Source organism: Citrobacter sp. RHBSTW-00881 (assembly GCF_013728515.1).
GTDB lineage: Bacteria > Pseudomonadota > Gammaproteobacteria > Enterobacterales > Enterobacteriaceae > Citrobacter > Citrobacter braakii.
The window spans coordinates 3616809-3642511 of the sequence record NZ_CP056269.1 but is presented as its reverse complement, the minus strand read 5'-3'; the positions used below and the strand labels follow the sequence as shown (position 1 = coordinate 3642511).

The window sequence follows — 25703 nt, the reverse complement described above, 5'->3', positions numbered from 1 at the left end:
AATAGTTGTTGTTTTGTGCCATTTGCCACAACATATGCCGTGGCAAAGTATGACCGTATTTTCAGTCCGTAATGTACTCGTGCGGGGGGTTACCCAACAGCGCGAGGATGTTGGCCAGCAGGCGGGGGCGAATGCTTTCGGTCGTGGCTGTGCTATCCCACTGCGATACTTTCGCCATCTCCATCCCGGCATAACCACAAGGATTGATACGCAGGAAAGGCGACAAGTCCATATCCACGTTGAGCGCTAAGCCGTGAAATGAACATCCTTTACGGATGCGTAATCCCAAAGAGCAGATTTTCTTCTCACCCACGTATACTCCAGGCGCATCGGCTCGCGGGTGGGCGTCAATGCCGATTTCGGCAAGGGTATTCACGACGGTTTGCTCCAGCAGCGTGACCAGTTCGCGAACGCCAAGTTTACGACGCTTCAGGTTCAACAGCACATACATGACCTGTTGGCCTGGCCCGTGGTAGGTCACCTGACCGCCACGATCGCTCTGGATCACCGGAATATCTCCCGGCATCAATACGTGCTCAGCTTTACCTGCCTGACCCTGGGTGAAGACAGGATAATGCTCTACCAGCCAGATTTCATCATGACTGTTTTCATCACGGGTATCGGTAAATTCATGCATGGCCAGAGAGACTGGCTCGTAAGGTTGAAGACCGAGCTGGCGGACCAGAATTTTATCCTGATACAAAACGGCATCTCCGTAGAGAATGTTAAAGAGGGGAAAAGTATATCACAGGGGGGAGGGGTTACCCGAGCGGGGATGCAGCGGGTAACCGACAGGTTTTTACAGCACCATGCGTACGATATCGATATTGCCTAATTCTTCGTACAGCGTTTCAACCTGCTCAATGTGTGTAGCAGTGATGGTGATTGAGACCGAGTGGTAGTTGCCTTTGCTGCTCGGTTTTACCGTCGGAGAGTAATCACCTGGCGCATGGCGCTGTACCACTTCAACCACCTGATCAACCAGCTCAGGCAACGCCTGCCCCATTACTTTGTAAGTAAATGGAGTAGGGAATTCAAGCAGTTCGTTAAGTTTGGTTTTCATGTCAGCTCCGGCGTTACATCAAAAAATAATAACTCCCACTGCGCGTGGGAGTTATCTGGATACCTAGTATATGGGGACGTAAATCACACTTTCAAGTGTTCGATTTTTAGCCAAACCAGTGATGGAACATTAATTTAATGTAATCAATGATTTTCCCAAAGAAGTTGCCTTCAGGGATTTCCTGCAGCACCACCAGCGGACGCTGTTCAATGGTTTTGCCATCTAACTGGAAGTTGATAGTGCCGACAACCTGGTTTTTCTGCAGCGGGGCGTGCAGTTCAGTGGTGTTCAACACATAGCTGGCTTTCAGGTCTTTCATGCGGCCGCGCGGAATGGTCAGGTAGACGTCTTTATCAACGCCTAACGACGCACGATCGGTGTTACCAAACCAGGCAGGTTCTGAGGCAAATTCTTTACCCACTTTCAACGGGTTCACGGTTTCGAAGAAACGGAAGCCCCAGGTCAGCAGTTTTTTACTTTCGGTTTCTCGGCCTTTATAGGTGCGACCACCCATAACGGCGGAGATCAGACGCATCTGGCCTTCGGTTGCGGATGCAACGAGGTTATAGCCAGCCTTATCGGTGTGACCGGTTTTGATACCGTCGACATTCAGGCTGTTATCCCACAGCAGGCCGTTGCGGTTTAACTGACGAATACCGTTAAAGGTGAACTCTTTTTCTTTATAGATAGAGTATTCGTTAGGCACGTCGCGAATCAGAGCCTGACCAATCATCGCCATGTCGCGAGCCGAGCTGTACTGACCGTCAGCATCGAGACCATGAACGGTCTGGAAGTGGGTGTTTTTCAGGCCCAGCGCATTCACATAGCTGTTCATCAGGCCGACGAAAGCATCCTGGCTACCGGCTGCGAAGTCTGCCATCGCCACGCACGCGTCGTTTCCGGATTGCAGGTTAATACCACGGATCAGCTGAGAAACAGGAACCTGCATGCCTGGCTTGAGGAACATCAGCGATGAACCTTTGAAGACCGGGTTGCCCGTAGCCCATGCGTCATTGCCGACGGTGACCAGATCGGTTTCTTTGAATTTCCCGGCTTTCATCGCCTGACCGATGACGTAGCTGGTCATCATTTTGGTCAGACTGGCGGGGTCGCGGCGAGTGTCTGCGTTCTGTTCTGCCAGAACTTTACCTGAATTGTAATCAATCAGGATATACGACTCCGCATCGATCTGCGGAACACCCGGGATCATGGTTTTAATATTCAGGTCATCGGCATGGGCAGCAGAGAGAGAGGCTGCGCAGAGAGCCGCGGTGAGCGCCATACGCTGCACGAAACGAGCGGAAAAAGTGGTCTTCATGGTCTGAACTACGACGTCCGTGATGAAATTAAAAAAAGTGCCCTACTATAGCAAATGCATAACTGGCAGGCATCTGACTTTCCGCGTGACTTTGTTAATGTCATTTACAGAAACTGACAGTTCAGATACCTGATTTACGTTATTACACGCCGGTGATGAAGGACTGTAATTGCGCCTCGGATTGAAGACGCTGCTGCAATGTGGAGGCTTCAGCTTTGCTGGCAAACGGCCCCATCTGGATACGCCAGACTGCGCCGTTTTGTACCACCCGGCCAGGAACGCCAAACTGCTGGCTTAAGCGCTTTTGATACTGCTGCGCGCGCGACTGCTCGCTGACTGCGCCAACCTGAACCACATAGCGTCCGTTGGCAGTTGCCGCAGGCGCAGGGGCTGTGACGGCTGCTGGTGTTGTTGCCGGCGCGGTTGACGTGACCGGTGCGGTGGTTGTCGATTGCGGCACCGGAGTCGGCTCGCTGCTTTCCAGCACGCCTGATGCGAGCGTGGTTGGCGCACCGAGGAATCCACTGCTGTTTACTGGCGCACCGGTTGGATCATCGCTTTTCAGCGTGGAATTGCTGATCGGACGAATATCGCCTTGCGGCTGACCTGCATCCGATGGCGAAGGCATGCTTCCCATATTGCCGCCACCGCTTAAATCAGGACGCGCAGGCAAGGCATAAGTTTGTTTCGCGACCGTGGTACAAGCCATACCCGGTCCGGACAATGAACCATCCTGGGCGACGATGATTGGGTCGATACGCACTTTAGTGTTGTTGGAGGTGTTCAGACGATCGGCTGCGGCGCGCGAAAGTGAAATCACGCGATCGTTGCCATAAGGCCCGCGATCGTTAATGCGCACGACGATCATCCTGCCGTTTGCCAGATTGGTAATTCTGGCATAGCTGGGGACTGGCAGCGTCGGATGCGCAGCGGTCAGCTGCATCGGATCGAACGCTTCGCCAGACGCGGTTAAGTTACTTCCTGGTTCCGCATCATAGATAGCGGCAAGTCCGGCCTGGCTAAAGCGGGAGGGATCCTGCACGATTTTGTAGCTTTTACCATCACGCTGGTAGTCCTGATTCGCCGTTGGGTTCAGAGGTTCAAAGCGCGGATCGGCCCCGCTGATTTCAACAATCGGACCATTACACACCGCAGGCTGCGGTGCGACAGCAACCTGTTGCTGACCATCATCACTCGAACACGCCGCGAGCATTCCTGCTGCGATGCAGATACCAAGCCACTGCTTACGCATTGCGTACCCCTTACACGCTTTTCGACAACATTTTTCTATGGGTGTGGATCGACATAACAATCCCGAACCCCGCCATCAGCACGATAAGTGCCGAGCCTCCGTAACTGACCAGTGGGAGTGGAACCCCAACCACGGGCAGAATACCGCTCACCATACCAATATTTACGAAGACATAAACGAATAATATCAACATTAAGCCACCCGCCATGACGCGACCAAAGGTGGTTTGCGCGCGGGCAGCGATCCATAATCCGCGCATAATCAGCAAAATGTAGAGCGTCAACAGAATCAAGATCCCCACCAGACCCAGCTCTTCCGCTAAGACTGCAAAGATAAAGTCGGTGTGGCGTTCGGGTAAAAACTCAAGCTGCGACTGTGTACCATGCAGCCAGCCTTTACCGCGTAACCCGCCGGAGCCAATAGCAATTTTAGACTGAATTATGTGATAACCCGCGCCCAGCGGATCGGTTTCCGGGTCGAGCAGCATCATGACGCGCTGACGCTGGTAATCATGCATCAGGAAGAACCACAGTATCGGGATAAACGCCGCGACCAGAACCACCGCAACGCCGATTAAGCGCCAGCTCAAACCAGAAAGGAACAAGACAAACAGACCGGAAAGGGCGACCAGAATTGAGGTGCCGAGGTCAGGTTGGGCGGCGACCAGCAGCGTGGGCATAAAAATCAGCACCAGCGCAATGGCGGTATTTTTTAGCGATGGTGGGCAAACGTCACGGTTAATAAAGCGCGCAACCATCAGCGGCACGGCGATTTTGGCAATTTCAGAAGGCTGAAAACGCACGATACCCAAATCCAGCCAGCGCTGCGCACCTTTGGAAATGGCGCCGAAGGCGTCTACTGCTACCAACAGAATGATGCAAAAGATATAGAGATAGGGCGCCCAGCCCTCATACACCCGGGGGGGAATTTGCGCCATCACTACCATGATGACCAGGCCCATTGCGATCTGGCCGACTTTGCGCTCCATCATGCCAATATCCTGGCCGCTGGCGCTCCAGATGACCAGTGAGCTGTAAACCAGCAGAGCCAGCAAAATAAGCAACATTGTGGGATCGATGTGGATTTTGTCCCAGAATGTTTTTTTGTTCGGATTATCCGTCACGATTATTGGTCCTCCGCTGCTGCAACCGCTGGGTTTTCCGCAGGCAGATTGGTGTTGTTGTCGCCCAACATAATATGGTCAAGAATCTGGCGCATAATGGTACCCACCGCCGGACCCGCACCGCCGTTTTCAAGGATCATGGCGACAGCGACCTGGGGTTTATCATAGGGGGCGAAGGCCGTCATCAGCTTGTGGTCACGTAAACGCTCGGCGATCTTATGTGCGTTATAGGTTTCATTAGCTTTCAGGCCAAAGACCTGCGCGGTACCGGATTTCGCCGCAATTTTGTAAGGCGCGCCAGCAAAATACTTATGTGCAGTTCCGTTAGGGCGGTTCGCAACACCGTACATACCGTCTTTCGCGATTTCCCAGTAACCAGAATGAATATCGCCAACGGGTGGTTCGTGCGGCTGTACCCACGGCACCTGCTTGCCGTTTTCTGCCGTGCTCATCAACAGATGCGGGACTTTTATCAAACCGTCGTTGATAAGGATCATCAGCGCTTTACTCATCTGGATTGGGGTTGCTGTCCAGTAACCCTGGCCGATGCCGACGGGAATGGTATCACCCTGATACCATGGCTTTTTAAACCGTTTTTGCTTCCACTCGCGGGTTGGCATATTGCCAGAGCGTTCTTCGGCAAGATCGATGCCCGTATATTTGCCGTAGCCAAATTTGCTCATCCACTCTGAAAGCCGGTCAATCCCCATATCATAGGCGATTTGATAGAAAAACGTATCCGCGGATTCTTCCAGTGAGCGGGTGATGTTCAGATGGCCGTGCCCCCACTTTTTCCAGTCGCGGTAACGTTTTTCAGAGCCCGGTAGCTGCCACCAGCCCGGATCGAACAGGCCGGTATTGCGGGTGATGACGCCTGCGCTTAACGCAGAAACCGCAACGTAAGGTTTAACCGTCGAAGCAGGGGGGTAAACACCCTGTGTGGCGCGGTTAACCAAGGGGGTGTTCGGGTCATTGAGCAACCCGGAGTAATCTTTACTGGAGATACCATCCACGAACAGATTCGGGTCGTAGCTCGGCATAGATACCAGCGCCAGAACGCCACCGGTACGCGGGTCGGTAACCACCACGGCGGCACGACTGCCCGCCAGCAGCGTTTCAATATACTGCTGGAGTTTCAAATCAAGGGTGAGATAGATATCGTGCCCGGCCTGCGGCGCCACTTCTTTCAGCTGGCGAATGACGCGGCCGCGGTTGTTCACTTCAACTTCTTCATACCCGGTTTGGCCGTGAAGCACGTCCTCATAATAACGTTCAATACCCAGCTTGCCGATGTCATGCGTTGCCGCGTAGTTAGCCAGTTTGCCGTCTTTGTCCAGGCGGTCTACGTCTTTATCGTTGATCTTCGATACGTAGCCAATTACGTGGGTCAGCGCAGAGCCGTATGGGTAATAGCGGCGTTTATAGCCTTTAACTTCGACCCCAGGAAAGCGATATTGATTCACGGCAAAGCGTGCGACCTGAACTTCAGTCAGGTTGGTTTTTACCGGAATTGAGGTGAAACGGTGTGAACGGGCGCGCTCTTTTTTAAAGGCAGCAATATCGTCGTCCGTCAGGTCTACGACGTTACGCAGCGCGTCGAGGGTATCCTGAATGTTGTCTACCTTTTCCGGCATCATTTCTATCTGATAAATGGTGCGGTTAAGGGCGAGAGGAATTCCGTTGCGGTCATAAATGATGCCGCGACTCGGCGCGATAGGCACCAGTTTGATGCGGTTTTCGTTCGAACGGGTCTGATAATCAGTGAAGCGAACGATTTGCAGATTATAAAGGTTGGCGATCAGCACGCCGGTTAGCAGCAAAATCCCCAAAAAAGCGACCAGCGCCCGGCGCACAAACAGCGCGGACTCAGCCGAATAGTCGCGAAAAGAATTCTGTAGTTTCATCCGCTGCTTAATCTACTCAAGAATCAATGATCACTCACGGTGATAAGGATGGTTGGTGGTAATGCTCCACGCCCTGTAAAGACTCTCCGCAACCAGAACCCGAACAAGAGGGTGTGGAAGGGTTAATGCAGAGAGTGACCAGCTTTGTTCCGCTGCCGCTTTACAGGCAGGAGAGAGACCTTCCGGCCCGCCAATTAACAGGCTGACGTCACGACCGTCCAGTTTCCAGCGCTCCAGTTCGGTCGCCAGCTGCGGCGTGTCCCAGGGTTTACCCGGGATATCAAGGGTGACGATGCGGTTTTTGCCTGCGGCAGCCAGCATCTGCTCACCCTCTTTGTCGAGAATGCGTTTAATGTCCGCGTTCTTGCCGCGCTTTCCTGCCGGGATTTCGATCAGCTCAAAGGGCATATCTTTCGGAAACCGACGGAGATACTCGGTAAATCCGGTTTGTACCCAGTCAGGCATTTTCGTACCCACAGCGACAAGTTGCAGCTTCACGCATTAACTCCAGAGTTTTTCCAGTTCATACAGGCGACGACTCTCTTCCTGCATCACGTGGACAATCACATCGCCGAGGTCAACGACGATCCAGTCAGCGACATTCTCGCCTTCCACGCCGAGCGGCAGCAGGCCAGCAGTGCGGGACTCCTGGACCACGTGGTCTGCAATAGACATAACGTGACGGCTGGATGTACCGGTGCAGATAATCATGCAATCAGTGATGCTGGATTTGCCCTGAACGTCTAAGGCGATGATGTCTTGACCTTTCAGGTCATCAATTTTGTCGATTACAAAATCCTGGAGTGCTTTACCCTGCAAGTGTTCCCCCTGGGTGAAAAGAGTTAAAAACGTCTGTTAGTATACCTGAACCAGAGGCGATATCGGGACAAATGTCTCCGAATGCGCTTGTGAAGTGCGCTATCATCCCACCCCACGCCACAGAATGCATCGCCATTTTTGTAAAACAATTTCTGCAAAGCTCTGAAGGGCGGGAAAAGTCAGGCTGCGGAGAATAACAGCCTGTCATGGGGTGTCAATGGGAGAGAGGCCCTTCGGCATAAAAAACAGCGCTTTCACTCCCCGTCGCGCCATACGGCCCGGCTGTTAAGCACTTTCAGAACCGCAAAATCGTCACAAAAATCAATTGCGCTCCAGCAGCCTTGTTCGACGCGGAAATGCCACATTGCCGCTGCGGGCATGGACAGCAGACGGGCGATCAACACGCTCAGCACGCCTTGATGACTCACCACCAGCAGATTTTGGCACGCTTTATAATCAGCAAGCTGGGCAATGAAACGTTCCACTCGCTGGGAAAACGCCTGAAAACCTTCGCCATTGGTGGGCGTCGCATTCTGCCAGTCGTTACACCACACGGCGTAATTTTCGGCGTCTTCGCGCGCCAGATCGCGATGGTGACGCATTTCCCAGTCACCAAAAAACATCTCATTAAGCTCAGGCATGTTGCGCACAGGAACTTCACGTTCTGCCAGAATCAACTGCGTTGTATGGCGGGCGCGTTCCAGTTCGCTGCACAGAACGTTGTCGACAGGGACATTGCGTAACAGCGTACCCAGCGTTTGCGCCTGAGCGATCCCCCGTTCCGTTAGCGGTGTGGGGGCGTGGCCGCTATATAAACCAGCGACATTGGCTTCGGTTTCGCCATGACGTACTAACCAGAGTCTCATGTTTTCCTCGTGAGGCTATTCGCACAAAATATGATGTTTGCCCTGATTGCGCAGTGATTTTTCACTAAAATACCCTTTTTTACGTGGAGCGGCACGATGTCTTTATTGAAGAGCGCACATGGCGGTAACACCCGAGAAGCCGCCGAATTGTTGGGCATCTTGCCTGAACAGTTGCTGGATTTTAGCGCGAATATTAACCCGCTGGGTATGCCGGTAAGTTTAAAGCGGGCGATTATCGACAATCTGGACTGCACGGAGCGTTACCCGGATGTCGATTACGCGCAACTGCATGCCGCGCTGGCGGAGCATCATCAAATTCCGTCCTCGTGGATCCTGGCCGGGAACGGTGAAACCGAATCCATTTTTACCCTGGTGCATGGCCTGAAGCCACGCCACGCGATGATCGTGACGCCCGGGTTTGCGGAATATCGTCGGGCGCTGCAATGGGGAGATTGTACGATCCATGAGTTTGCGCTGTGCGAAGACGATGGCTGGCAGCTTACCGATGCGATCCTCGATGCGTTAACGCCTGAGCTGGACTGCCTGTTTCTCTGTACGCCCAATAATCCCACCGGGTTGTTGCCCGAAACCCGCCTGCTGCGTGAAATTGCCACGCGTTGTGAGTCGCTGGGGATCGCCCTGATCCTTGATGAAGCGTTTATCGATTTTATTGCCGGGGAGTCGGGGTTTATCCCGTTACTGCACGAGAACCCGCATATTTGGGTGCTGCGTTCGCTCACCAAGTTTTATGCGATCCCGGGACTGCGCCTGGGGTATCTGGTCAACAGTAACGAACAGGCGGTTGCACAGATGCGCAGCCAACAAATGCCGTGGTCAATTAATGCGTTTGCTGCCCTGGCAGGCGAGATTATCTTACGCGATAGCGCGTATCAGCGGGCGACGTGGAAATGGCTGGAACAAGAGGGGGAGCGGTTTGATCAACAACTGCAAGATCTGCCCGGCCTGACGGCGTATCCCGGCCGGGCAAATTATCGTTTATTACGCTGCGATCGTGCGGATATTGATCTGCAACTTGCGTTGCTGAAACAGCATGTCTTGATTCGCAGTTGCGCCAATTATCCGGGGCTGGATGCGCGCTATTATCGGGTAGCCGTTCGCAGCCAGGAAGAGAATAACCGCCTGCTGACGGCCTTACGCAAGGCGCTTAGCGGTACAGTCCCTGTTGATTGATATAGTCAAGCACCGCGTCTGGCATCAGGTCGTCGCACGGCTCGCCCTTTTCCAGGCGCTCACGGATGAGCGTGGCGGAGATGTTAAACCACGGCGTTTCGGCCAGGTAAATCTTCCCGCAAGGCAGGTTGTGCAGGTCATCTGCTGAATGGGTCAGATGATCCTCCAGCCATTGCTGGTGTTTTTCCTGCGCCATTTCGAGTGGATAGCCCGGACGTCGGCACACGATGAGGTGGGTATTACCCAGAATCGTGTGGTAGTCATGCCAGGAAGGGAAGGTAAGCAGCGAATCCTGACCAATGATAAACGCTAACGGCACGTTCGGGCCTTGCTCCTCGCGCCACTCTTTTAGCGTTTGCGCGGTGTAGGAGGCGGTATCGCGTTTCAGCTCGCGTTCATCCAGGGAAAACAGCGGTTTATCAGCAATGGCCAGTTCAACCATACGCTTACGTTGTTCACCGGACGCTTCGGGCTGCGCACGATGTGGCGGCACGTTATTGGGCATGATGATGACCCGGGAAAGGCCAATCAGATTCGCCAGAATTTCAACCGGTTTAAGATGACCGTAATGCACCGGATCAAAGGTGCCACCGAACAAAGCCTGCAATGATTTCATATCAACCATCAATAAAAACATCGGCCAGCGATTTATGACAGAGCAAAAGGGAAAGCCCCTCAAGTTCCGCCCACACTGACTGACCATAGTCTTGTTTAAGCGTAATTTCCGTACGCGTTAAAAGCGTCACAGCCTGACGCAGTTGCGCCGGGTTCAGCCGGTTTAGCGCATCTCCCATCATGCCCCGGCGATTTTGCCACACCCGGTGTTTATCAAACAACGTGCGCAAAGGCGTATGGGTCGACTGCCGTTTTAAGTTAACCAGCAACAGTAACTCACGCTGGATCGTACGCAGCAAAATAACCGGCTCGCTACCTTCCAGGCGTAGCTGCTGCAGAATGTGCAGCGCGCGTTTGCTTTTGCCCATTAGCAGCGCGTCTACCCAGTGGAATGGGGTAAAGTGCGCGGCATCGTTAACCGCTTTCTCCACGCGAGGCAGCGTTAGCTTGCCGTCAGGCCAAAGCAACGCTAATCGTTCCAGCGCTTGCGCCAGTGCTAACAAATTACCTTCATAGCAATAGCACAAAAGCTGATTGGCTGCGTCATCCAGTTGCAGGTTGTTAAGTTTCGCCCTGGCGGCAACCCAGCGAGGAAGCTGTGCTTGTTCCGGCGTCTGGCAGCTTACCTGAACCGCGTTATTTGCAAGCCCCGTATACCATGCGGCGTTTTCCTGTGCCCTGGTGAGTTTGTTGCCGCGAACTATCAGCAGCAGATCGTCATGTAACAGAGTGACGAGTGACGCGAGCTGTTCATTAATGGCGGCATTAGGGCCATTTTCAGGCAACTGCAGAAGCAGGGTTTGACGGCTGGCAAACAGGCTCATCGCCTGGCAGAGTGAAAAAATCTCTCCCCAGTCGGTGCTGTTGTCCAGAGTGAAGGCGTGGTGTTCTTCGAATCCTTGCGTTGCGGCAGCCTGACGGATGGCATCCTGGCTTTCCTGCAATAAGAGGGGATCGTTGCCCAAGAGTAAATACGCCGCGCGCAGCCCTTCATTGAGCTGTGCGCGGAGTTGTTCAGGGTACAACTTGAGCATCAGTTACCCAGCGTGGTGGAGACACGCGCCGGAGATGACGCAGGCGCTGCGGTTTTATTCACCGCAGGCTCAGCATCAGCATTGGATGACTGAGTATCGGCCAGATGTACGCTTGGCAGCTTACGAATCAACTGTTCAGCCGCTTTGTCATACATCTCTTTTATGATCATGTCCTGCTCGTTATCCTTCGCCAGCGCAGCCTGTGGGTTGTCAAAGAACGAACGATAAACTTTGGCGCTGATTGGGTAAATATCATGACCTGGAATCAGCACAGTAGCACTCACGGACATCACCATCTGGTATTCAGCCGTTTGACCGTTCTGGAATACCGATGCCGTATCTTGCGAAAGGCTGACCGCACCCAGACGTAAGGACGTCACATCTTTACGCATGGTACCGTCTTCAAGCAGCGTAACGCCGTTCAGACGCAGTTGATTACGCACCGCGCGGCTTAACGGGCCGTTCGGATCGCCAGAGTTCAGGATCATGGTTTTCATTGAGGGTGGAACCTGCGTAGTACTACGCAGATGCCAGCCACACCCGGCGGTGACAAGCACCGCCAGCGATAACAACAATGTTGTCAGAAGTCGCACGCTTCCTCCCGCGCTTAGCCAACGACCAGATTGAGGAGTTTACCCGGTACATAAATCACTTTACGTACGGTAACGCCATCAAGATATTTTGCCACCAGATGCTCCTGGCCAGCACGTTCACGAACCTGCTCTTCAGTGGCGTTTACCGGAACGGTGATTTTGCCACGTACTTTGCCGTTTACCTGAACCACAACCAGCGTTGAGTCTTCAACCATTGCTGCTTCGTCCGCCACCGGCCACGGCGCGTTGTCGATATCGCCTTCGCCTTTCAGCGCCTGCCACAGGGTGAAGCAAACGTGTGGGGTGAACGGGTTAAGCATGCGTACAACAGCCAGCAACGCTTCCTGCATCAGGGCTCTGTCCTGCTCGTCTGCCTGCGGTGCTTTCGCCAGCTTGTTCATCAGCTCCATAATCGCCGCAATCGCGGTGTTAAAGGTCTGACGACGACCGATATCATCGGTGACTTTAGCAATGGTTTTATGCACGTCGCGACGCAGCGCTTTTTGATCTTCGCTCAACACATCAACGTTCAGGGCAGCAACATCTCCCTGGGACGTATGTTCGTAAACCAGTTTCCAGACACGTTTCAGGAAGCGGTTCGCCCCTTCAACGCCGGACTCCTGCCATTCCAGCGTCATATCAGCCGGAGAAGCGAACATCATGAACAGACGTACGGTGTCGGCGCCGTAGCGTTCAACCATGACCTGCGGGTCGATACCGTTATTTTTTGACTTGGACATCTTGCTCATGCCGGTATACACCAGTTCATGGCCTTCTGCGTCCTTAGCCTTGACGATACGACCTTTTTCGTCACGCTCAACGATGGCATCAACCGGAGAAACCCAGTTACGTTCGCCGTTGGTGCCAACGTAGTAGAACGCATCGGCCAGAACCATCCCCTGACACAGCAGCTGTTTAGCTGGTTCATCAGAGTTGACCATGCCTGCGTCGCGCATCAGTTTGTGGAAGAAGCGGAAGTAGAGCAGGTGCATGATGGCGTGTTCAATACCGCCAATGTAGATATCAACTGGCAGCCAGTAGTTCGCCGCGTCGGAATCCAGCATACCTTCCTGATACTGCGGGCAGGTGTAGCGCGCGTAGTACCATGACGACTCCATAAAGGTATCGAAGGTGTCAGTTTCACGCAGCGCAGGCATACCGTTAACGGTGGTTTTCGCCCACTCTGGATCGGCTTTGATTGGGCTGGTAATGCCGTCCATGACTACGTCTTCCGGCAAAATAACCGGCAGTTGGTCTTCTGGCGTTGGCAGGACGGTACCGTCTTCCAGCGTCACCATCGGAATCGGCGCGCCCCAGTAACGCTGACGGGAAACACCCCAGTCACGCAGACGATAGTTAACTTTACGCTCACCCTCGCCTTTAGCTACCAGCTTGTCAGCAATAGCGTTGAAGGCCGCTTCGAAGTCGAGGCCGTCAAACTCACCGGAGTTAAACAGCACGCCTTTTTCGGTCAGCGCTTGTTCAGACAGATCCGGCTCTGCGCCTTCAGCGGTCAGAATTACCGGCTTGATGGTCAGGCCATATTTGGTCGCAAATTCGTAATCGCGCTGATCGTGACCCGGAACGGCCATAACTGCGCCTGTACCGTATTCCATCAGCACGAAGTTTGCCGCCCAAACCGGGATCTCTTCGCCAGTCAGCGGGTGAACGGCTTTGAAACCAGTGTCGACGCCTTTCTTCTCCATGGTCGCCATTTCGGCTTCAGCAACCTTGGTGTTGCGGCATTCGTCAATGAAGACAGCCAGTTCTGGGTTATTTTCAGCGGCTTTCTGCGCCAGCGGATGACCTGCAGCAACGGCCAGGTAGGTCGCACCCATAAAGGTGTCCGGGCGTGTGGTGTAGACGGTCAGCGTGTTGTCGTAATCGTTCACATCGAAGGTGATTTCCACGCCTTCAGAGCGGCCAATCCAGTTGCGCTGCATCGTTTTCACGGTGTCAGGCCAGTGATCCAGATTATCCAGGTCGCGCAGCAGTTCGTCAGCGTAAGCGGTGATTTTGATGAACCACTGCGGGATCTCTTTACGCTCAACTTTGGTATCGCAACGCCAGCAGCAGCCGTCGATAACCTGTTCGTTCGCCAGTACGGTCTGGTCGTTCGGGCACCAGTTAACGGCAGACGTTTTCTTGTACACCAACCCTTTTTTGTACAGCTCGGTGAAGAACTTCTGTTCCCAGCGGTAGTATTCCGGGGTGCAGGTCGCCAGCTCACGGCTCCAGTCGTAACCGAAACCCAGCATTTTGAGCTGGTTTTTCATGTATGCAATGTTGTCATACGTCCACGGTGCCGGGGCGGTGTTGTTTTTAACCGCAGCGCCTTCGGCAGGCAGGCCGAACGCATCCCAGCCAATTGGCTGAAGTACGTTTTTGCCCAGCATACGCTGATAGCGAGCGATCACGTCACCGATGGTGTAGTTACGTACGTGGCCCATGTGTAGTCGACCAGAAGGATAGGGAAGCATAGACAGGCAGTAATACTTCTCTTTGCTCTCGTCTTCGGTAACTTCAAATGTGCGCTTCTCATCCCAGTGAAGCTGTACTTTGGATTCTATCTCTTCCGGGCGGTATTGCTCTTGCATGGCAGCCAGTGGTCCTGTTTTCAATACAGCTACAAACGTAGCTCTAGATGTGGTGTTTTAGATCCGCATAGCATAGCCCAAACGCCCGCGCCAAAACAGCCTTTCGCGCATTCAACGTTGAATTCCCGTAAGGATAATTCTTGCACGAATTTACACACTCTGTGGACAGTCTTGCAAAGCGTAGCGTAAATAACGTCTATTATTATAGACAGTTAACGACCCAGGAGGCGAAGCGATGAACAAGGTTGCTCAATATTACCGTGAACTGGTGGCTTCACTGAGTGAACGCCTGCGTAATGGCGAACGCGATATTGATGCGTTGGTGGAACAGGCGCGTCAGCGCGTTATGCAGACCGGGGAGTTAACGCGCACCGAGGTGGAAGAGCTCGCCCGGGCCGTCAGACGCGACCTGGAAGAGTTTGCTCTGAGCTATGAAGAAAGCCTCGATGAGGAGACCGACAGCGTCTTTATGCGGGTTATCAAAGAGAGTATCTGGCAGGAACTGGCCGATATTACCGATAAAACGCAGCTCGAATGGCGCGAAGTGTTCCAGGACCTCAGCCATCACGGGGTTTATCACAGTGGCGAGGTGGTCGGGTTGGGCAATCTGGTCTGCGAGAAGTGCCATTTCCATTTAGCGGTGTACACTCCTGATGTGCTGCCGCTATGCCCGAAATGCGGACACGATCAGTTCCAGCGTCGACCGTTTGAGCCGTGATAATGTTGCCGGATGCGACGCGCTGCGTCTTATCCGGCCTACGCATTAGGCGTAAAACTTCAACCGTTCTGCCAGCAGATCGACAAACCCCTGGCGATCCACGTCCACCATTACGGCGGCGTTTGGCTTATTGCCGTTCAGGAAGTAGTAGTCAACCACGGTCATTCCTTGGGTGTATTTGCCCTGAGTTTCCACACCAACCCAGCGTTCAACGGTGGTAAACAATTCAGGTTTCAGCAGCCAGGCAATGGTGCATGGATCGTGCAGCGGCGCGCCAATGAATCCCCATTTTTCATCTTTGTGATATTCAAAGAAGAAGTCGAGTAGTTCAGCAACGATTGTCGAAATGGGATTGCCGATAGCGCGGAACCGTTCGGTATCTTCACGATGTATTTGCGCTTTATGCGTGACATCCAGTCCAGCCATCACCACCGGAATGCCCGACTGGAACACGATCTCAGCGGCTTCTGGATCCACGAAGATGTTGAACTCGGCGGCGGGCGTCCAGTTTCCGAGGCCCATTGCACCACCCATGATCACGATACGGGCAATTTTGGTGTGCAGTCCAGGATGGCTATTCAGTAGCAATGCCACGTTAGTTTGCGGCCCGGTGGAGACAATCGTCACCGGTTCCTGACTGTTACGCAGGATTTTCGCCATCAATTCCACGGCGGTGCAGTCCTGTGGAGCAAAAGCAGGTTCAGGCAGCGCCGGGCCATCAAGCCCGCTCTCACCGTGGACGTTATCGGCAATTATCAGGTCGCGCATCAGCGGTTTGACTGCGCCACCGGCCACTGGGATATCCGTGCGGTTGAGCAACGTTAACATACGCAATACGTTACGCAGCGTTTTGTCGGGGGTCTGGTTACCGGCAGAGGAGGTTATCGCTTTCACATCCAGTTCAGGTGAAGCGAGGGCGAGAACAATTGCGATAGCGTCGTCATGACCTGGATCGCAATCAAACAGGATAGGAAGTGCCATTGTTGCTCCTTGTAAGTGGGACTTTGTGACAAGGTTAACGCTGGGTTGTGCCTGTTTCGAGAAGTGAAGAGATAAATCGTGAGGTGGCGCGCACATGGAGGTGCGCGCCAGCAAGATTAGTGCAGGATTTTCGCGAGGAAGTCTTTGGCACGGTCAGATTTTGGATTAGCGAAGAACTCTTCTTTCGGTGAGTCTTCAACAATCTTCCCTTCATCCATGAAGATCACCCGGTTAGCCACTTTACGCGCAAAGCCCATTTCGTGGGTAACCACCATCATGGTCATCCCTTCATTGGCCAGTTCAACCATGACGTCCAGTACTTCGTTGATCATTTCTGGGTCGAGCGCTGACGTCGGTTCGTCAAACAGCATAGCGATAGGATCCATGCACAGCGCCCGAGCGATGGCGACACGCTGTTGCTGGCCCCCGGAGAGTTGAGCTGGAAACTTCTCGGCATGCGCTGACAGACCAACGCGTTCCAGTAACTTTTGCGCTTTGTCGCGGGCCGGCTTTTTATCGCGTTTAAGCACTTTTACCTGCGCCAGAGTCAGGTTCTCAATAATCGACAGATGCGGGAACAGTTCAAAGTGCTGGAACACCATGCCAACGCGGGAGCGCAGTTTGGCCAAATCGGTCTTTTTATCATTCACCACGGTACCATCAACGGTGATGACGCCCTGTTGTACCGGCTCCAGCCCGTTCACCGTTTTGATAAGCGTTGATTTACCTGAACCTGACGGGCCGCAGACCACCACCACTTCACCTTTTTTCACTTCCGTGGAGCAGTCGGTCAGCACCTGAAAGTGACCATACCATTTAGAAACATTTTTCAGGGTAATCATTAAACTGTCCTTTTCTTCAAATAGCTGACCAACAACGATGCGCTCAGACTGAATACAAAATAAACGGCGCCAGCGAACAGGATCATTTCAACCTGCGTGCCGTCACGCTCGCCAATGGTGGAGGCGGTACGGAAGAAGTCTGCCAGACTCAATACATAGACCAGCGAGGTATCCTGGAAGAGTACGATGCCTTGGGTAAGCAGCAGCGGCACCATCGCGCGAAATGCCTGCGGCAGAATGATGAGCTTCATCGACTGCCAATGGGTCATCCCCAGCGCCAGCGCGGCACTGGACTGCCCGCGAGAAATACTCTGGATACCGGCGCGGATAATCTCGGAATAGTACGCGGCTTCAAACATCGAAAATGCGACCATCGCTGAGATCAGGCGAATATCGGTTTTTGGCGACAGACCCAGCACGTTTTGCAGGAAGCCGGGCACAATCAGGTAGAACCACAGCAGCACCATCACCAGCGGAATGGAGCGGAATACGTTGACGTAGCCCTTCGCAAACCAGGCAATTGGCGCGAAGCTGGACAGACGCATTACCGCAAGGATGGTCCCCCATACGATACCAATGACGACTGCCGTGACGGTGATTTTCAGCGTGATGATCAGCCCATCCAACAGATACGGCAGGGAAGGGACGATAGAACTCCAGTCAAATTCGTACATTATTTGCCTCCCAAATTGCCAGGCAGGCGGATTTTGCGTTCGACGAGATTCATCACCAGCATGATGACGGCGTTAATCAGTACGTAGGCCAGAGTGATGGCCGTAAACGATTCCCATGCGTGGGCGGAGTAATCCAGTAGTTTTCCCGCTTGCGCAGCCATATCGACCAGGCCGATAGTGGAGGCGATCGCGGAGTTCTTTACCAGGTTCATCATCTCTGAGGTCATTGGCGGAACAATCACGCGGTAAGCGTTTGGCAGCAGAACATAGCGGTAGGCCTGCGGCAACGTCAGCCCCATCGCCAGCGCGGCATTTTTCTGCCCGCGAGGCAGAGACTGAATAGCGGCACGAACCTGTTCGCAGACGCGCGCAGCGGTAAACAGCCCCAGACAAAGCATGGATGAGAGGAAGAACTGAATGTTGGGATCCAGTTCTGACTTAAACCACATCCCGATGTTTTCCGGCAGCAGTTCAGGAATGACCAGATACCAGGTAAAAAACTGGACGATGAGCGGAACGTTACGAAACAGCTCGACGTACAGCGTGCCGATCCCGGAAAGGAAACGATTTGGTACGGTACGTAAGATGCCGAATAAAGAGCCGATGAGGAAAGCGATAACCCAGGCGGTGATAGATAACGCGACAGTGACCTGGAAACCACTCCAGAGCCAGCCGAGATAGGTAGTGTTGCCGAACGGGGCTTGTTGTAAAAAAATACCCCAGTTCCAGTCTATAGACATAAATCTACTCCAGAAAAAAAAAGGGTAGCAGCGCTACCCCCGAAGATTGTTATTCAGCGTTTTGCGGTTTTCAGGCCTGATGGGGAACGACCATCAGGCTTATAGTCTGTCCGTGCTGAGTAGCAATCGAGAGGGAGGGGAAGCCTCCCTGATTACACTTCATCCTTCAAGATATCTCGTTGTTGGCTGCCTTTATTCATCCCGGTTACTTACTCATGTAAGCGCCCGGGAATTCGCTCAGTTGCCGCCTCGATATAACTTGAAAGGTTTTGTGTACTCTTCTAATTAATTAGTTAAGCGCTTTATCATTCGGTTCTTTGAACAGGGCTTTCATCTCGTCTGACAGTTCGAAATTCATGTTCAGGTTCTTCGGTGGAATTGGATTTTTAAACCACTTATCAAACCATTTCTCAGCTTCGCCTGAGGTCTGCGCCTTGGCGATAGTGTCATCCATCAGCTTTTTGAACTGAGGGTCATCTTTACGCAGCATGCAGCCGTAAGCTTCCTGAGACTGCGGCTTGCCGACGATCTCCCAGTTGTCTGGTTTCTTCGCCTTCGCGCGCTCGCCAGCCAGCAGGGCGTCATCCATCATAAAGGCAACGGCGCGGCCGCTTTCCAGAGTACGGAAAGAGTCACCGTGGTCTTTCGCGCTGATGATGCGCATATCCATTTTTTGTTCTTCATTCAGCTTGTGCAGCAGCACCTCTGAGGTGGTACCCGAAGTCACGACTACGGCTTTACCTTTCAGATCGGCGAAATCTTTGACGTCGCCGCCTTTTTTCGCCAGCAGACGAGTACCAACAACGAAAATGGTGTCAGAGAAAGCCGCTTGTTTTTGGCGCTCGACGTTGTTGGTGGTGGAGCCACATTCAAAGTCGAAGGTGCCGTTTTGCAGCAGCGGGATACGGTTTTGTGAAGTAATCGGGATCAGTTTCACCTGAAGGTCAGGCTTGTTCAGTTTTTTCTTCACGGCTTCAACGATCGCGTTGGAGTAATCCTGTGAATAACCGACCACTTTTTGTTGATTATCGTAGTAAGAAAACGGTACCGATGATTCACGGTGGCCGACCACAATCACGCCGTTTTTGGCGATCTTGTCCAGCGTGCTGCCTGCCGCTGGTGCTGCGTCTTCTGCGTGCGCCAGACCGGCGGACATTCCCATGACCAGCATGGCAGTGGCGAGCTTACGTAATTGCATATCCAACTCCTTTATCGTCTGCGCCAGGGACGCATTGATACCCATTGTGATGTTGTTATTGTTTGCTACTAAAACGTGCAGTCTTGTATATGTTTGTTAACATTTAGTTTGGATGAATGTAAAGAATTTGCTGTTTTATTGTTTATTTTTGCGAGGTGCGCCGCACCATTTGGGGGCAAAAATATCTTGTTGCACTTTTCAGGTGCTACCGGCGCTCAACGTTGGTGCGACCAGGTTGCACATTCAGCCAAAACTGCATTTGTCTTGTAGAACAAAGCAATAGACGTGCCAGAATGGGGAGCGGGAAATGTTTTGTGGGCCGGATAAGCGAAACGTTATCCGGCCGGGGAAGGAAGGTTACTTACGACGCTGGCGCAGGCTCATTACCACCGCACCAAAGCCAAACAGCGCGGTCAGCAGCCAGAGCGGCCAGTTACCGGTACGGGCATAAGGGGTTAAGCCCGTTGTTGGCGTCACGCTGGTGGTCAGGACCTGGCGGGTAAACTGCGGGATCATCGCCTGAATCTCACCCTGTGGACCAATCACCGCCGTAATACCGTTGTTGGTGCTACGCAGCAGAGGGCGCGCCAGCTCGAGGGAACGCATACGCGCCATCTGGAAGTGCTGCCACGGGCCGATGGATTTACCAAACCATGCATCGTTGGAAATCGTCAGCAGGTAGTCCGTATCCGGGCGGAAATTATCCCGTACCTGTTCGCCAAGAATGATTTCATAGCAGATGGCAGCCGTCAGCTTAAAGCCGTGCGCATGCAGCTGTGGCTGCACATAAGGCCCACGGCTGAAAGACGACATTGGCAAGTCAAAGAACGGCGCTAACGGGCGTAGGATCGATTCCAACGGGACGAACTCGCCAAACGGTACCAGATGGTTTTTGTTATAGCGGTTGCTGGAATCGTAACTGTACGGGCTGTCTTTACCCAGCGTGATGATGGTGTTGTAGGTGTCGTAACGATTCTGCTTGTTCAGACGTGCGTCAACGATACCGGTAATCAGCGTGCTGTTTTTCGATCTCAGCAGGTCATCCATCATGCCCAGAAAACGCTGCTGATTAATTTCCAGGTCCGGAATAGCGGATTCTGGCCAGATGATCAGCTGTGATTTGCCCATCTCAGGCTGGGTGGCGTCGAGATAAATCTTCAGGGTGTTGAGTAACTGACCTTCATCCCATTTGAGCGACTGCGGAATGTCACCTTGCACCATCGAGACCTGAGTGGTTTTTTCCGGCTCAAGCGTGTACCACTGGATATAGCGCAGCGGAAAGGGCAGAGCAAAGAGCACTAGCGCGGCAATCAGCGGCTTCCAGTTACGCGTCACCAGCGCCAGCGCCAGCAGGCCGCTAACCACCATCAGCAGGAAGTTAATCGCCTCAACGCCCATCACCGGAGCCAGCCCTTTTAACGGACCGTCGATTTGACTGTAGCCGAACTGTAGCCACGGGAAGCCGGTCAGTACCCAGCCGCGCAGGAATTCGGTTATTTGCCAGACGACCGGCGCGGCAATCGCCACGCGTATCCAGGTGGTTTTCGGCCACAGACGCGCCAACACGCCGGCAAACAGGCCGGTGTAGAGGGAAAGGTATGCGGCAAGTAGAACCACGAGGAACACATTAATGGGGCCCGGCATACCGCCAAATTGCGCGATGCTGACGTAAACCCAGTTGATGCCGGAGCCAAACAGCCCCAATCCCCAAAAGTAGCCGATTGCGGCAGACTGGAGCGGACGGCGATTGAAGGTAAGAGCCTGCAGGCCTATCAGCGAAACGATCGCAGCGGGCCAGATGTCATACGGAGAGAAAGCCAGCGTCCCGCAGGCACCGAATAATAACGCCAGCAGCAGGCGAATGCGCTGGCGTTCAATTAATGGGGCAAATGCCATGTAGTCTTAGATCCAGTTTCGGGTTTATTCGTCCAGTTTGGGCTGGGGTGAGTCGTCCGGAATTCTGACATGAACCTGAATAATACGACGGCTGTCGGCCATTGCCACTTTGAACTGGTAACCATCAATGTCGATAGTCTCCCCGCGCGCGGGCAGATGACCAAAGGCCTGCATGACCAGCCCGCCGATGGTATCTACTTCTTCGTCGCTAAAATGGGTACCGAAAGCGTCGTTGAAGTCTTCGATCGGCGCCAGAGCGCGAATGGTCCAGGTGTGGCGACTGAGCTGACGGAAATCGATATCGTCTTCTTCGTCGTACTCATCTTCAATTTCACCCACGATCAGTTCAAGGATGTCCTCAATGGTCACCAGACCTGATACACCGCCGAATTCGTCGATGACGATAGCCATATGATAACGCTGGGAGCGGAACTCTTTCAGCATGCGGTCAACTCGCTTGCTTTCAGGTACGACAACCGCCTGGCGTAACACTTTCTCCATGCTGAAGGCTTCGGCATCGCTGCGCATAAACGGCAGCAGATCTTTGGCCATCAGAATCCCTTCAATGTGATCTTTGTCTTCGCTGATCACCGGGAAACGCGAGTGGGCAGACTCGATAATGACATCGAGACATTCGTCCAGGGTCTGGTTGCGTTTCAGGGTAATCATCTGAGAGCGAGGGATCATGATGTCGCGCACGCGTTGGTCCGCAATATCCATCACCCCTTCGAGCATATCGCGCGTATCTTCATCGATAAGGTCGTTTTGCCCGGAATCACGGATCAGCTCCAACAGTTCGTCGCGGTTTTTTGGTTCACCGTGGAAAAGTTGGCTCAGTAACAGGGAGAAAAATCCCTTTTTGCTGTTTAAGGTGTCACTACTGTGTGAATTGTCGTCGCTCATGGCGTCGTATGGGTTCTCATGTTAGTTAATACAAAGCTCGTCATGCGTATATTCAGCTGTTGACGGCATGTCTCTTCATCGTACTTCAAACCAGGTAAGCCGGATAAGGCGCAATACCTGATGGCGGCTGCGCCTTATCAGGCTTACAAGATTTCGAAATGCTTATTCTTTCTCGGCAATGTACGGATCCTCATAGCCCAGAGCAAGCATAATCTCTGTTTCGAGGGATTCCATCTCTTCCGCTTCATCGTCTTCGATATGGTCATAACCGAGTAAATGCAGGCTACCGTGCACCACCATATGCGCCCAGTGGGCCTCAAGCGGTTTGCCTTGTTCCTGCGCTTCTTTCTCGACTACCTGACGGCAGATGATCAAATCGCCCAGCAGCGGCATTTCAATGCCCGGCGGGGCTTCAAACGGGAAAGAGAGTACGTTGGTTGATTTATCTTTCCCGCGATAGGTCAGGTTCAGCTCGTGACTTTCCGCGTCATCGACCAGACGAATGGTAACTTCAGACTCTTCCTGAAACTGTGGGATCACCGCATCCAGCCAACCCTGAAACTGACTTTCTGTTGGTAAACCGGATTCGTCTTCACATGCCAGCTGTAAATCGAGAATAACCTGACTCATTTTTGTTCCTGCTCCTGAGCTTCGCGCTTGCGTTCTGCAGCCAGCTCGGCTTTGCGTTTCTGTTCTGCTTCTTCCCAGGCTTCATACGCCGTGACGATACGGGCGACCACCGGGTGGCGAACCACGTCTTCGCTATGGAAGAAATTAAAACTAATTTCGTCGACTTCAGCCAGCACTTCAATGGCATGACGCAGACCGGATTTGGTGCTTCGCGGCAGGTCAATCTGGGTGATATCGCCGGTGATAACCGCTTTGGAGTTAAAGCCGATACGGGTCAGGAACATTTTCATCTGTTCGATGGTGGTGTTCTGGCTCTCATCAAGAATGATGAACGCATCGTTTAATGTACGACCGCGCATGTAGGCCAGCGGCGCAACTTCAATGACGTTACGCTCAATCAGCTTTTCGACCTTCTCAAACCCGAGCATTTCGAACAGTGCGTCATACAGCGGTCGTAAGTAGGGATCGACTTTCTGGCTGAGGTCACCCGGCAGGAAGCCGAGTTTTTCGCCCGCTTCCACTGCCGGACGGGTCAGCAGAATTCGACGGATCTCCTGACGCTCAAGCGCATCAACCGCAGCGGCAACCGCAAGATACGTTTTACCCGTACCCGCAGGGCCAACGCCAAAGGTGATGTCGTGGTCGAGGATATTCGCAATGTATTGTGCCTGGTTCGGCGTACGCGGCTTAATTACCCCGCGCTTGGTTTTGATGTTCACCGCTTTGCCAAATTCCGGCACGCTGTCTGCGCTTTGCTCAAGCACTCGCGCTTCTTTAATTGCCAGATGAATTTGTTCAGGCTCAATGTCCTGCGTCTGACCACGCATTGGGGCAGTATCGACGTACAGGCTACGTAAAATATCTGCCGCCGCGGTGACGCAAATTGGGCGACCGGTCAGCTTAAAGTGGTTATCACGGCGGTTAATTTCGATGCCGAGGCGACGTTCCAGCTGCTTGATGTTGTCATCAAATGGGCCGCAAAGGCTCAACAGGCGGGCATTGTCTGCGGGTTCAAGGGTGATTTCACGAGTGTCTATGTTCAAACTGTTCCTCTTTTGCATGTCTTGCCGGACGCTGAACATTTACCGGCATCTAAGGAAATTATTCACGCCATGGGGGAAAGGCGCAAGCATTGCGATAAATATGGGGATGATGAGGTAGATTACAAGGCCCGCCGGGGCAGCGAGCCCAGAAGAGTAAGCCCGATAAGCGTAGCGCCATCGGGCATTGAAGATTAAGGCTGATAAATACCGACGCCCAGATCGTTTTCTTTGCGGGTACGCGCAATAACCGACTCAGGGGATTCAGCGATGCGCAGGCCCATTTCGTCTTCGGTGCGCACCACTTTACCGCGCAGGGAGTTCGTCCAGACATCGGTAATTTCTACATCCACGAACTTACCGACCATCTCCGGGTTGCCTTCAAAGTTCACCACTCGGTTATTTTCGGTACGGCCAGACAGTTCCATGATGCTTTTACGCGATGTGCCTTCAACCAGAATGCGCTGGATCGTGCCGACCATGCGACGGCTCCAGGCCATAGCTTGCTGGTTAATACGCTCTTGCAGAATATACAGGCGCTGTTTTTTCTCTTCTTCCGGCACGTCGTCAACCATATCGGCGGCAGGGGTGCCTGGACGCGCAGAGAAGATAAAGCTGTAGCTCATGTCAAAATTGACGTCTGCAATCAACTTCATGGTCTGCTCGAAATCCTGCGTGGTTTCGCCTGGGAAGCCAACGATGAAGTCGGAGCTAATCTGGATATCCGGACGCGCTGCGCGCAGTTTGCGGATGATCGCTTTATATTCCAGCGCGGTATGGGTGCGTCCCATCAGGTTCAGTACGCGATCTGAACCGCTCTGTACCGGCAGGTGCAGGAAGCTCACCAGTTCTGGCGTGTCACGATACACTTCAATGATATCATCGGTGAATTCGATCGGATGGCTGGTGGTGAAGCGGATACGGTCAATGCCATCGATCGCCGCGACCAGACGCAGCAGATCGGCAAAAGATCCGATCGTGCCGTCGTAGTTCTCACCGCGCCAGGCGTTCACGTTTTGTCCCAGCAGGTTCACTTCACGCACGCCTTGCGCCGCAAGCTGGGCGATTTCAAACAGGATATCGTCCGCCGGACGGCTTACTTCCTCACCGCGGGTGTATGGCACCACGCAGTAAGTACAATATTTATTACAACCTTCCATGATTGACACGAAAGCGCTTGGACCTTCAGCACGCGGTTCCGGTAGGCGGTCGAATTTTTCGATCTCTGGGAAACTGATATCAACCACCGGGCTACGGGTGGTGCTTCCACGCACTTTGTTGATCATTTCCGGCAGACGATGCAGGGTTTGCGGCCCAAAAATAATATCGACATAGTGCGCGCGTTGGCGAATATGGTCGCCTTCCTGAGACGCAACACAGCCACCGACACCGATGATCAGCTTGGGGTTTTTCTCTTTTAACAGCTTCCAGCGGCCCAACTGATGGAAGACTTTTTCCTGAGCCTTCTCACGGATAGAGCAGGTATTCAGCAGCAGCACATCCGCTTCTTCGGCCACGTCGGTCAGTTGATACCCATGGGTGGCATCCAGCAGATCGGCCATCTTCGATGAATCGTATTCGTTCATCTGACAGCCCCAGGTTTTAATATGGAGTTTTTTGGTCATCGACTTGCTCTTGCGAAATTGTGGCTGAAATGCAGGGCGCATAGTGTACTGCTTTGGCGCGGTTGTGACCAGTATGACGGA

Annotated in this window: 25 protein-coding genes; 2 read left to right on the top strand and 23 right to left on the bottom strand. The window is 53.1% G+C overall.

Translation table 11 applies throughout. The annotated features are described in order from the left end of the window. Window positions 1-61: 61 nt before the first annotated feature. From lipB to HV311_RS17625, 9 genes are all read right to left on the bottom strand, one after another. Complete coding sequence (gene lipB, locus HV311_RS17665; RefSeq protein WP_191220250.1) at window positions 62-703, bottom strand: lipoyl(octanoyl) transferase LipB; 642 nt, start codon at window positions 701-703, stop codon at window positions 62-64. A 96-nt stretch (window positions 704-799) separates the two neighbouring features. Next, a complete protein-coding gene (ybeD, locus tag HV311_RS17660; protein ID WP_003022706.1) occupies window positions 800-1063 on the bottom strand; it encodes a DUF493 family protein YbeD in 264 nt (87 codons plus the stop codon). A 106-nt stretch (window positions 1064-1169) separates the two neighbouring features. After that, window positions 1170-2381: a D-alanyl-D-alanine carboxypeptidase DacA gene (gene dacA, locus HV311_RS17655; RefSeq protein WP_003022711.1), complete on the bottom strand. Its 1212-nt coding sequence runs from the start codon at window positions 2379-2381 to the stop codon at window positions 1170-1172. Between the two features lie 142 nt (window positions 2382-2523). Continuing rightward, a complete protein-coding gene (gene rlpA / locus HV311_RS17650; RefSeq protein WP_016152232.1) occupies window positions 2524-3633 on the bottom strand; it encodes an endolytic peptidoglycan transglycosylase RlpA in 1110 nt (369 codons plus the stop codon). 10 nt (window positions 3634-3643) lie between these two features. Beyond that, the gene (mrdB, locus tag HV311_RS17645) at window positions 3644-4756 is read right to left on the bottom strand and encodes a peptidoglycan glycosyltransferase MrdB (protein ID WP_006685529.1); all 1113 of its coding nucleotides are present in this window, start codon (window positions 4754-4756) and stop codon (window positions 3644-3646) included. Window positions 4757-4758: 2 nt separating this feature from the next. After that, the gene (gene mrdA, locus HV311_RS17640; RefSeq protein WP_016152233.1) at window positions 4759-6660 is read right to left on the bottom strand and encodes a peptidoglycan DD-transpeptidase MrdA; all 1902 of its coding nucleotides are present in this window, start codon (window positions 6658-6660) and stop codon (window positions 4759-4761) included. A 30-nt stretch (window positions 6661-6690) separates the two neighbouring features. Next, window positions 6691-7158, bottom strand: coding sequence for a 23S rRNA (pseudouridine(1915)-N(3))-methyltransferase RlmH (gene rlmH / locus HV311_RS17635; RefSeq protein ID WP_003022725.1), 468 nt, complete (start codon window positions 7156-7158; stop codon window positions 6691-6693). Window positions 7159-7161: 3 nt separating this feature from the next. Beyond that, on the bottom strand, window positions 7162-7479 hold the full coding sequence (rsfS, locus tag HV311_RS17630) for a ribosome silencing factor (RefSeq protein WP_003022728.1): 318 nt from the start codon (window positions 7477-7479) through the stop codon (window positions 7162-7164). A gap of 254 nt (window positions 7480-7733) precedes the next feature. Then, window positions 7734-8345 carry an adenosylcobalamin/alpha-ribazole phosphatase gene (locus tag HV311_RS17625; RefSeq protein WP_046274589.1) on the bottom strand — a complete coding sequence of 204 codons (612 nt, stop codon included), beginning with the start codon at window positions 8343-8345 and terminating at the stop codon, window positions 7734-7736. 96 nt (window positions 8346-8441) lie between these two features. Between HV311_RS17625 and cobD the strand changes: the two genes are divergently transcribed. Then, window positions 8442-9536 (top strand): threonine-phosphate decarboxylase CobD, encoded by a 1095-nt coding sequence (gene cobD / locus HV311_RS17620; protein ID WP_191220249.1) that lies wholly within the window; start codon window positions 8442-8444, stop codon window positions 9534-9536. Here the strand turns inward: cobD and nadD are convergent. Genes nadD through leuS form a run of 4 tightly spaced genes read right to left on the bottom strand, consistent with a single transcriptional unit; the run spans window position 9511 to window position 14375 of the window. Further along, a complete protein-coding gene (gene nadD / locus HV311_RS17615; protein ID WP_087121840.1) occupies window positions 9511-10152 on the bottom strand; it encodes a nicotinate-nucleotide adenylyltransferase in 642 nt (213 codons plus the stop codon). The two genes, cobD and nadD, sit on opposite strands and share 26 nt — an antisense overlap. 1 nt (window position 10153) lies before the next feature. Then, complete coding sequence (gene holA, locus HV311_RS17610; protein ID WP_047415141.1) at window positions 10154-11185, bottom strand: DNA polymerase III subunit delta; 1032 nt, start codon at window positions 11183-11185, stop codon at window positions 10154-10156. Beyond that, on the bottom strand, window positions 11185-11778 hold the full coding sequence (lptE, locus tag HV311_RS17605; protein ID WP_016152238.1) for an LPS assembly lipoprotein LptE: 594 nt from the start codon (window positions 11776-11778) through the stop codon (window positions 11185-11187). Before lptE ends, holA begins: the two co-directional genes overlap by 1 nt. A 14-nt stretch (window positions 11779-11792) precedes the next feature. Further along, window positions 11793-14375, bottom strand: coding sequence for a leucine--tRNA ligase (leuS, locus tag HV311_RS17600; RefSeq protein ID WP_191220248.1), 2583 nt, complete (start codon window positions 14373-14375; stop codon window positions 11793-11795). A 235-nt stretch (window positions 14376-14610) separates the two neighbouring features. On the opposite strand from leuS, the gene HV311_RS17595 reads away from it, so the two are divergent. Next, window positions 14611-15093 carry a zinc ribbon-containing protein gene (locus HV311_RS17595; RefSeq protein ID WP_191220247.1) on the top strand — a complete coding sequence of 161 codons (483 nt, stop codon included), beginning with the start codon at window positions 14611-14613 and terminating at the stop codon, window positions 15091-15093. Between the two features lie 45 nt (window positions 15094-15138). On the opposite strand, the gene rihA is transcribed toward HV311_RS17595, so the two are convergent. From rihA to miaB, 10 genes are all read right to left on the bottom strand, one after another. Then, window positions 15139-16074, bottom strand: a complete 936-nt coding sequence (rihA, locus tag HV311_RS17590) for a pyrimidine-specific ribonucleoside hydrolase RihA (protein WP_191220246.1) — start codon at window positions 16072-16074, stop codon at window positions 15139-15141. 116 nt (window positions 16075-16190) lie between these two features. Next, entirely contained in the window at window positions 16191-16916 is a 726-nt protein-coding gene (gene gltL, locus HV311_RS17585) for a glutamate/aspartate ABC transporter ATP-binding protein GltL (protein WP_003022754.1), read from the bottom strand. Then, a complete protein-coding gene (gltK, locus tag HV311_RS17580) occupies window positions 16916-17590 on the bottom strand; it encodes a glutamate/aspartate ABC transporter permease GltK (RefSeq protein ID WP_003022757.1) in 675 nt (224 codons plus the stop codon). The genes gltL and gltK overlap by 1 nt, the downstream gene beginning before the upstream one ends. Next, window positions 17590-18330, bottom strand: a complete 741-nt coding sequence (gltJ, locus tag HV311_RS17575) for a glutamate/aspartate ABC transporter permease GltJ (RefSeq protein WP_016152241.1) — start codon at window positions 18328-18330, stop codon at window positions 17590-17592. The genes gltK and gltJ overlap by 1 nt, the downstream gene beginning before the upstream one ends. 289 nt (window positions 18331-18619) lie before the next feature. Continuing rightward, entirely contained in the window at window positions 18620-19528 is a 909-nt protein-coding gene (gltI, locus tag HV311_RS17570; RefSeq protein WP_016152242.1) for a glutamate/aspartate ABC transporter substrate-binding protein GltI, read from the bottom strand. Between the two features lie 357 nt (window positions 19529-19885). Further along, the gene (gene lnt, locus HV311_RS17565) at window positions 19886-21424 is read right to left on the bottom strand and encodes an apolipoprotein N-acyltransferase (protein WP_191220245.1); all 1539 of its coding nucleotides are present in this window, start codon (window positions 21422-21424) and stop codon (window positions 19886-19888) included. A 24-nt stretch (window positions 21425-21448) separates the two neighbouring features. After that, entirely contained in the window at window positions 21449-22327 is an 879-nt protein-coding gene (gene corC / locus HV311_RS17560; RefSeq protein ID WP_005121418.1) for a CNNM family magnesium/cobalt transport protein CorC, read from the bottom strand. Between the two features lie 162 nt (window positions 22328-22489). Beyond that, a complete protein-coding gene (gene ybeY / locus HV311_RS17555) occupies window positions 22490-22957 on the bottom strand; it encodes an rRNA maturation RNase YbeY (protein ID WP_003835559.1) in 468 nt (155 codons plus the stop codon). After that, entirely contained in the window at window positions 22954-24000 is a 1047-nt protein-coding gene (locus HV311_RS17550; protein WP_019076268.1) for a PhoH family protein, read from the bottom strand. The genes ybeY and HV311_RS17550 overlap by 4 nt, the downstream gene beginning before the upstream one ends. Before the next feature lie 191 nt (window positions 24001-24191). Continuing rightward, window positions 24192-25622 carry a tRNA (N6-isopentenyl adenosine(37)-C2)-methylthiotransferase MiaB gene (miaB, locus tag HV311_RS17545; protein ID WP_185654274.1) on the bottom strand — a complete coding sequence of 477 codons (1431 nt, stop codon included), beginning with the start codon at window positions 25620-25622 and terminating at the stop codon, window positions 24192-24194. Window positions 25623-25703 lie beyond the last annotated feature (81 nt).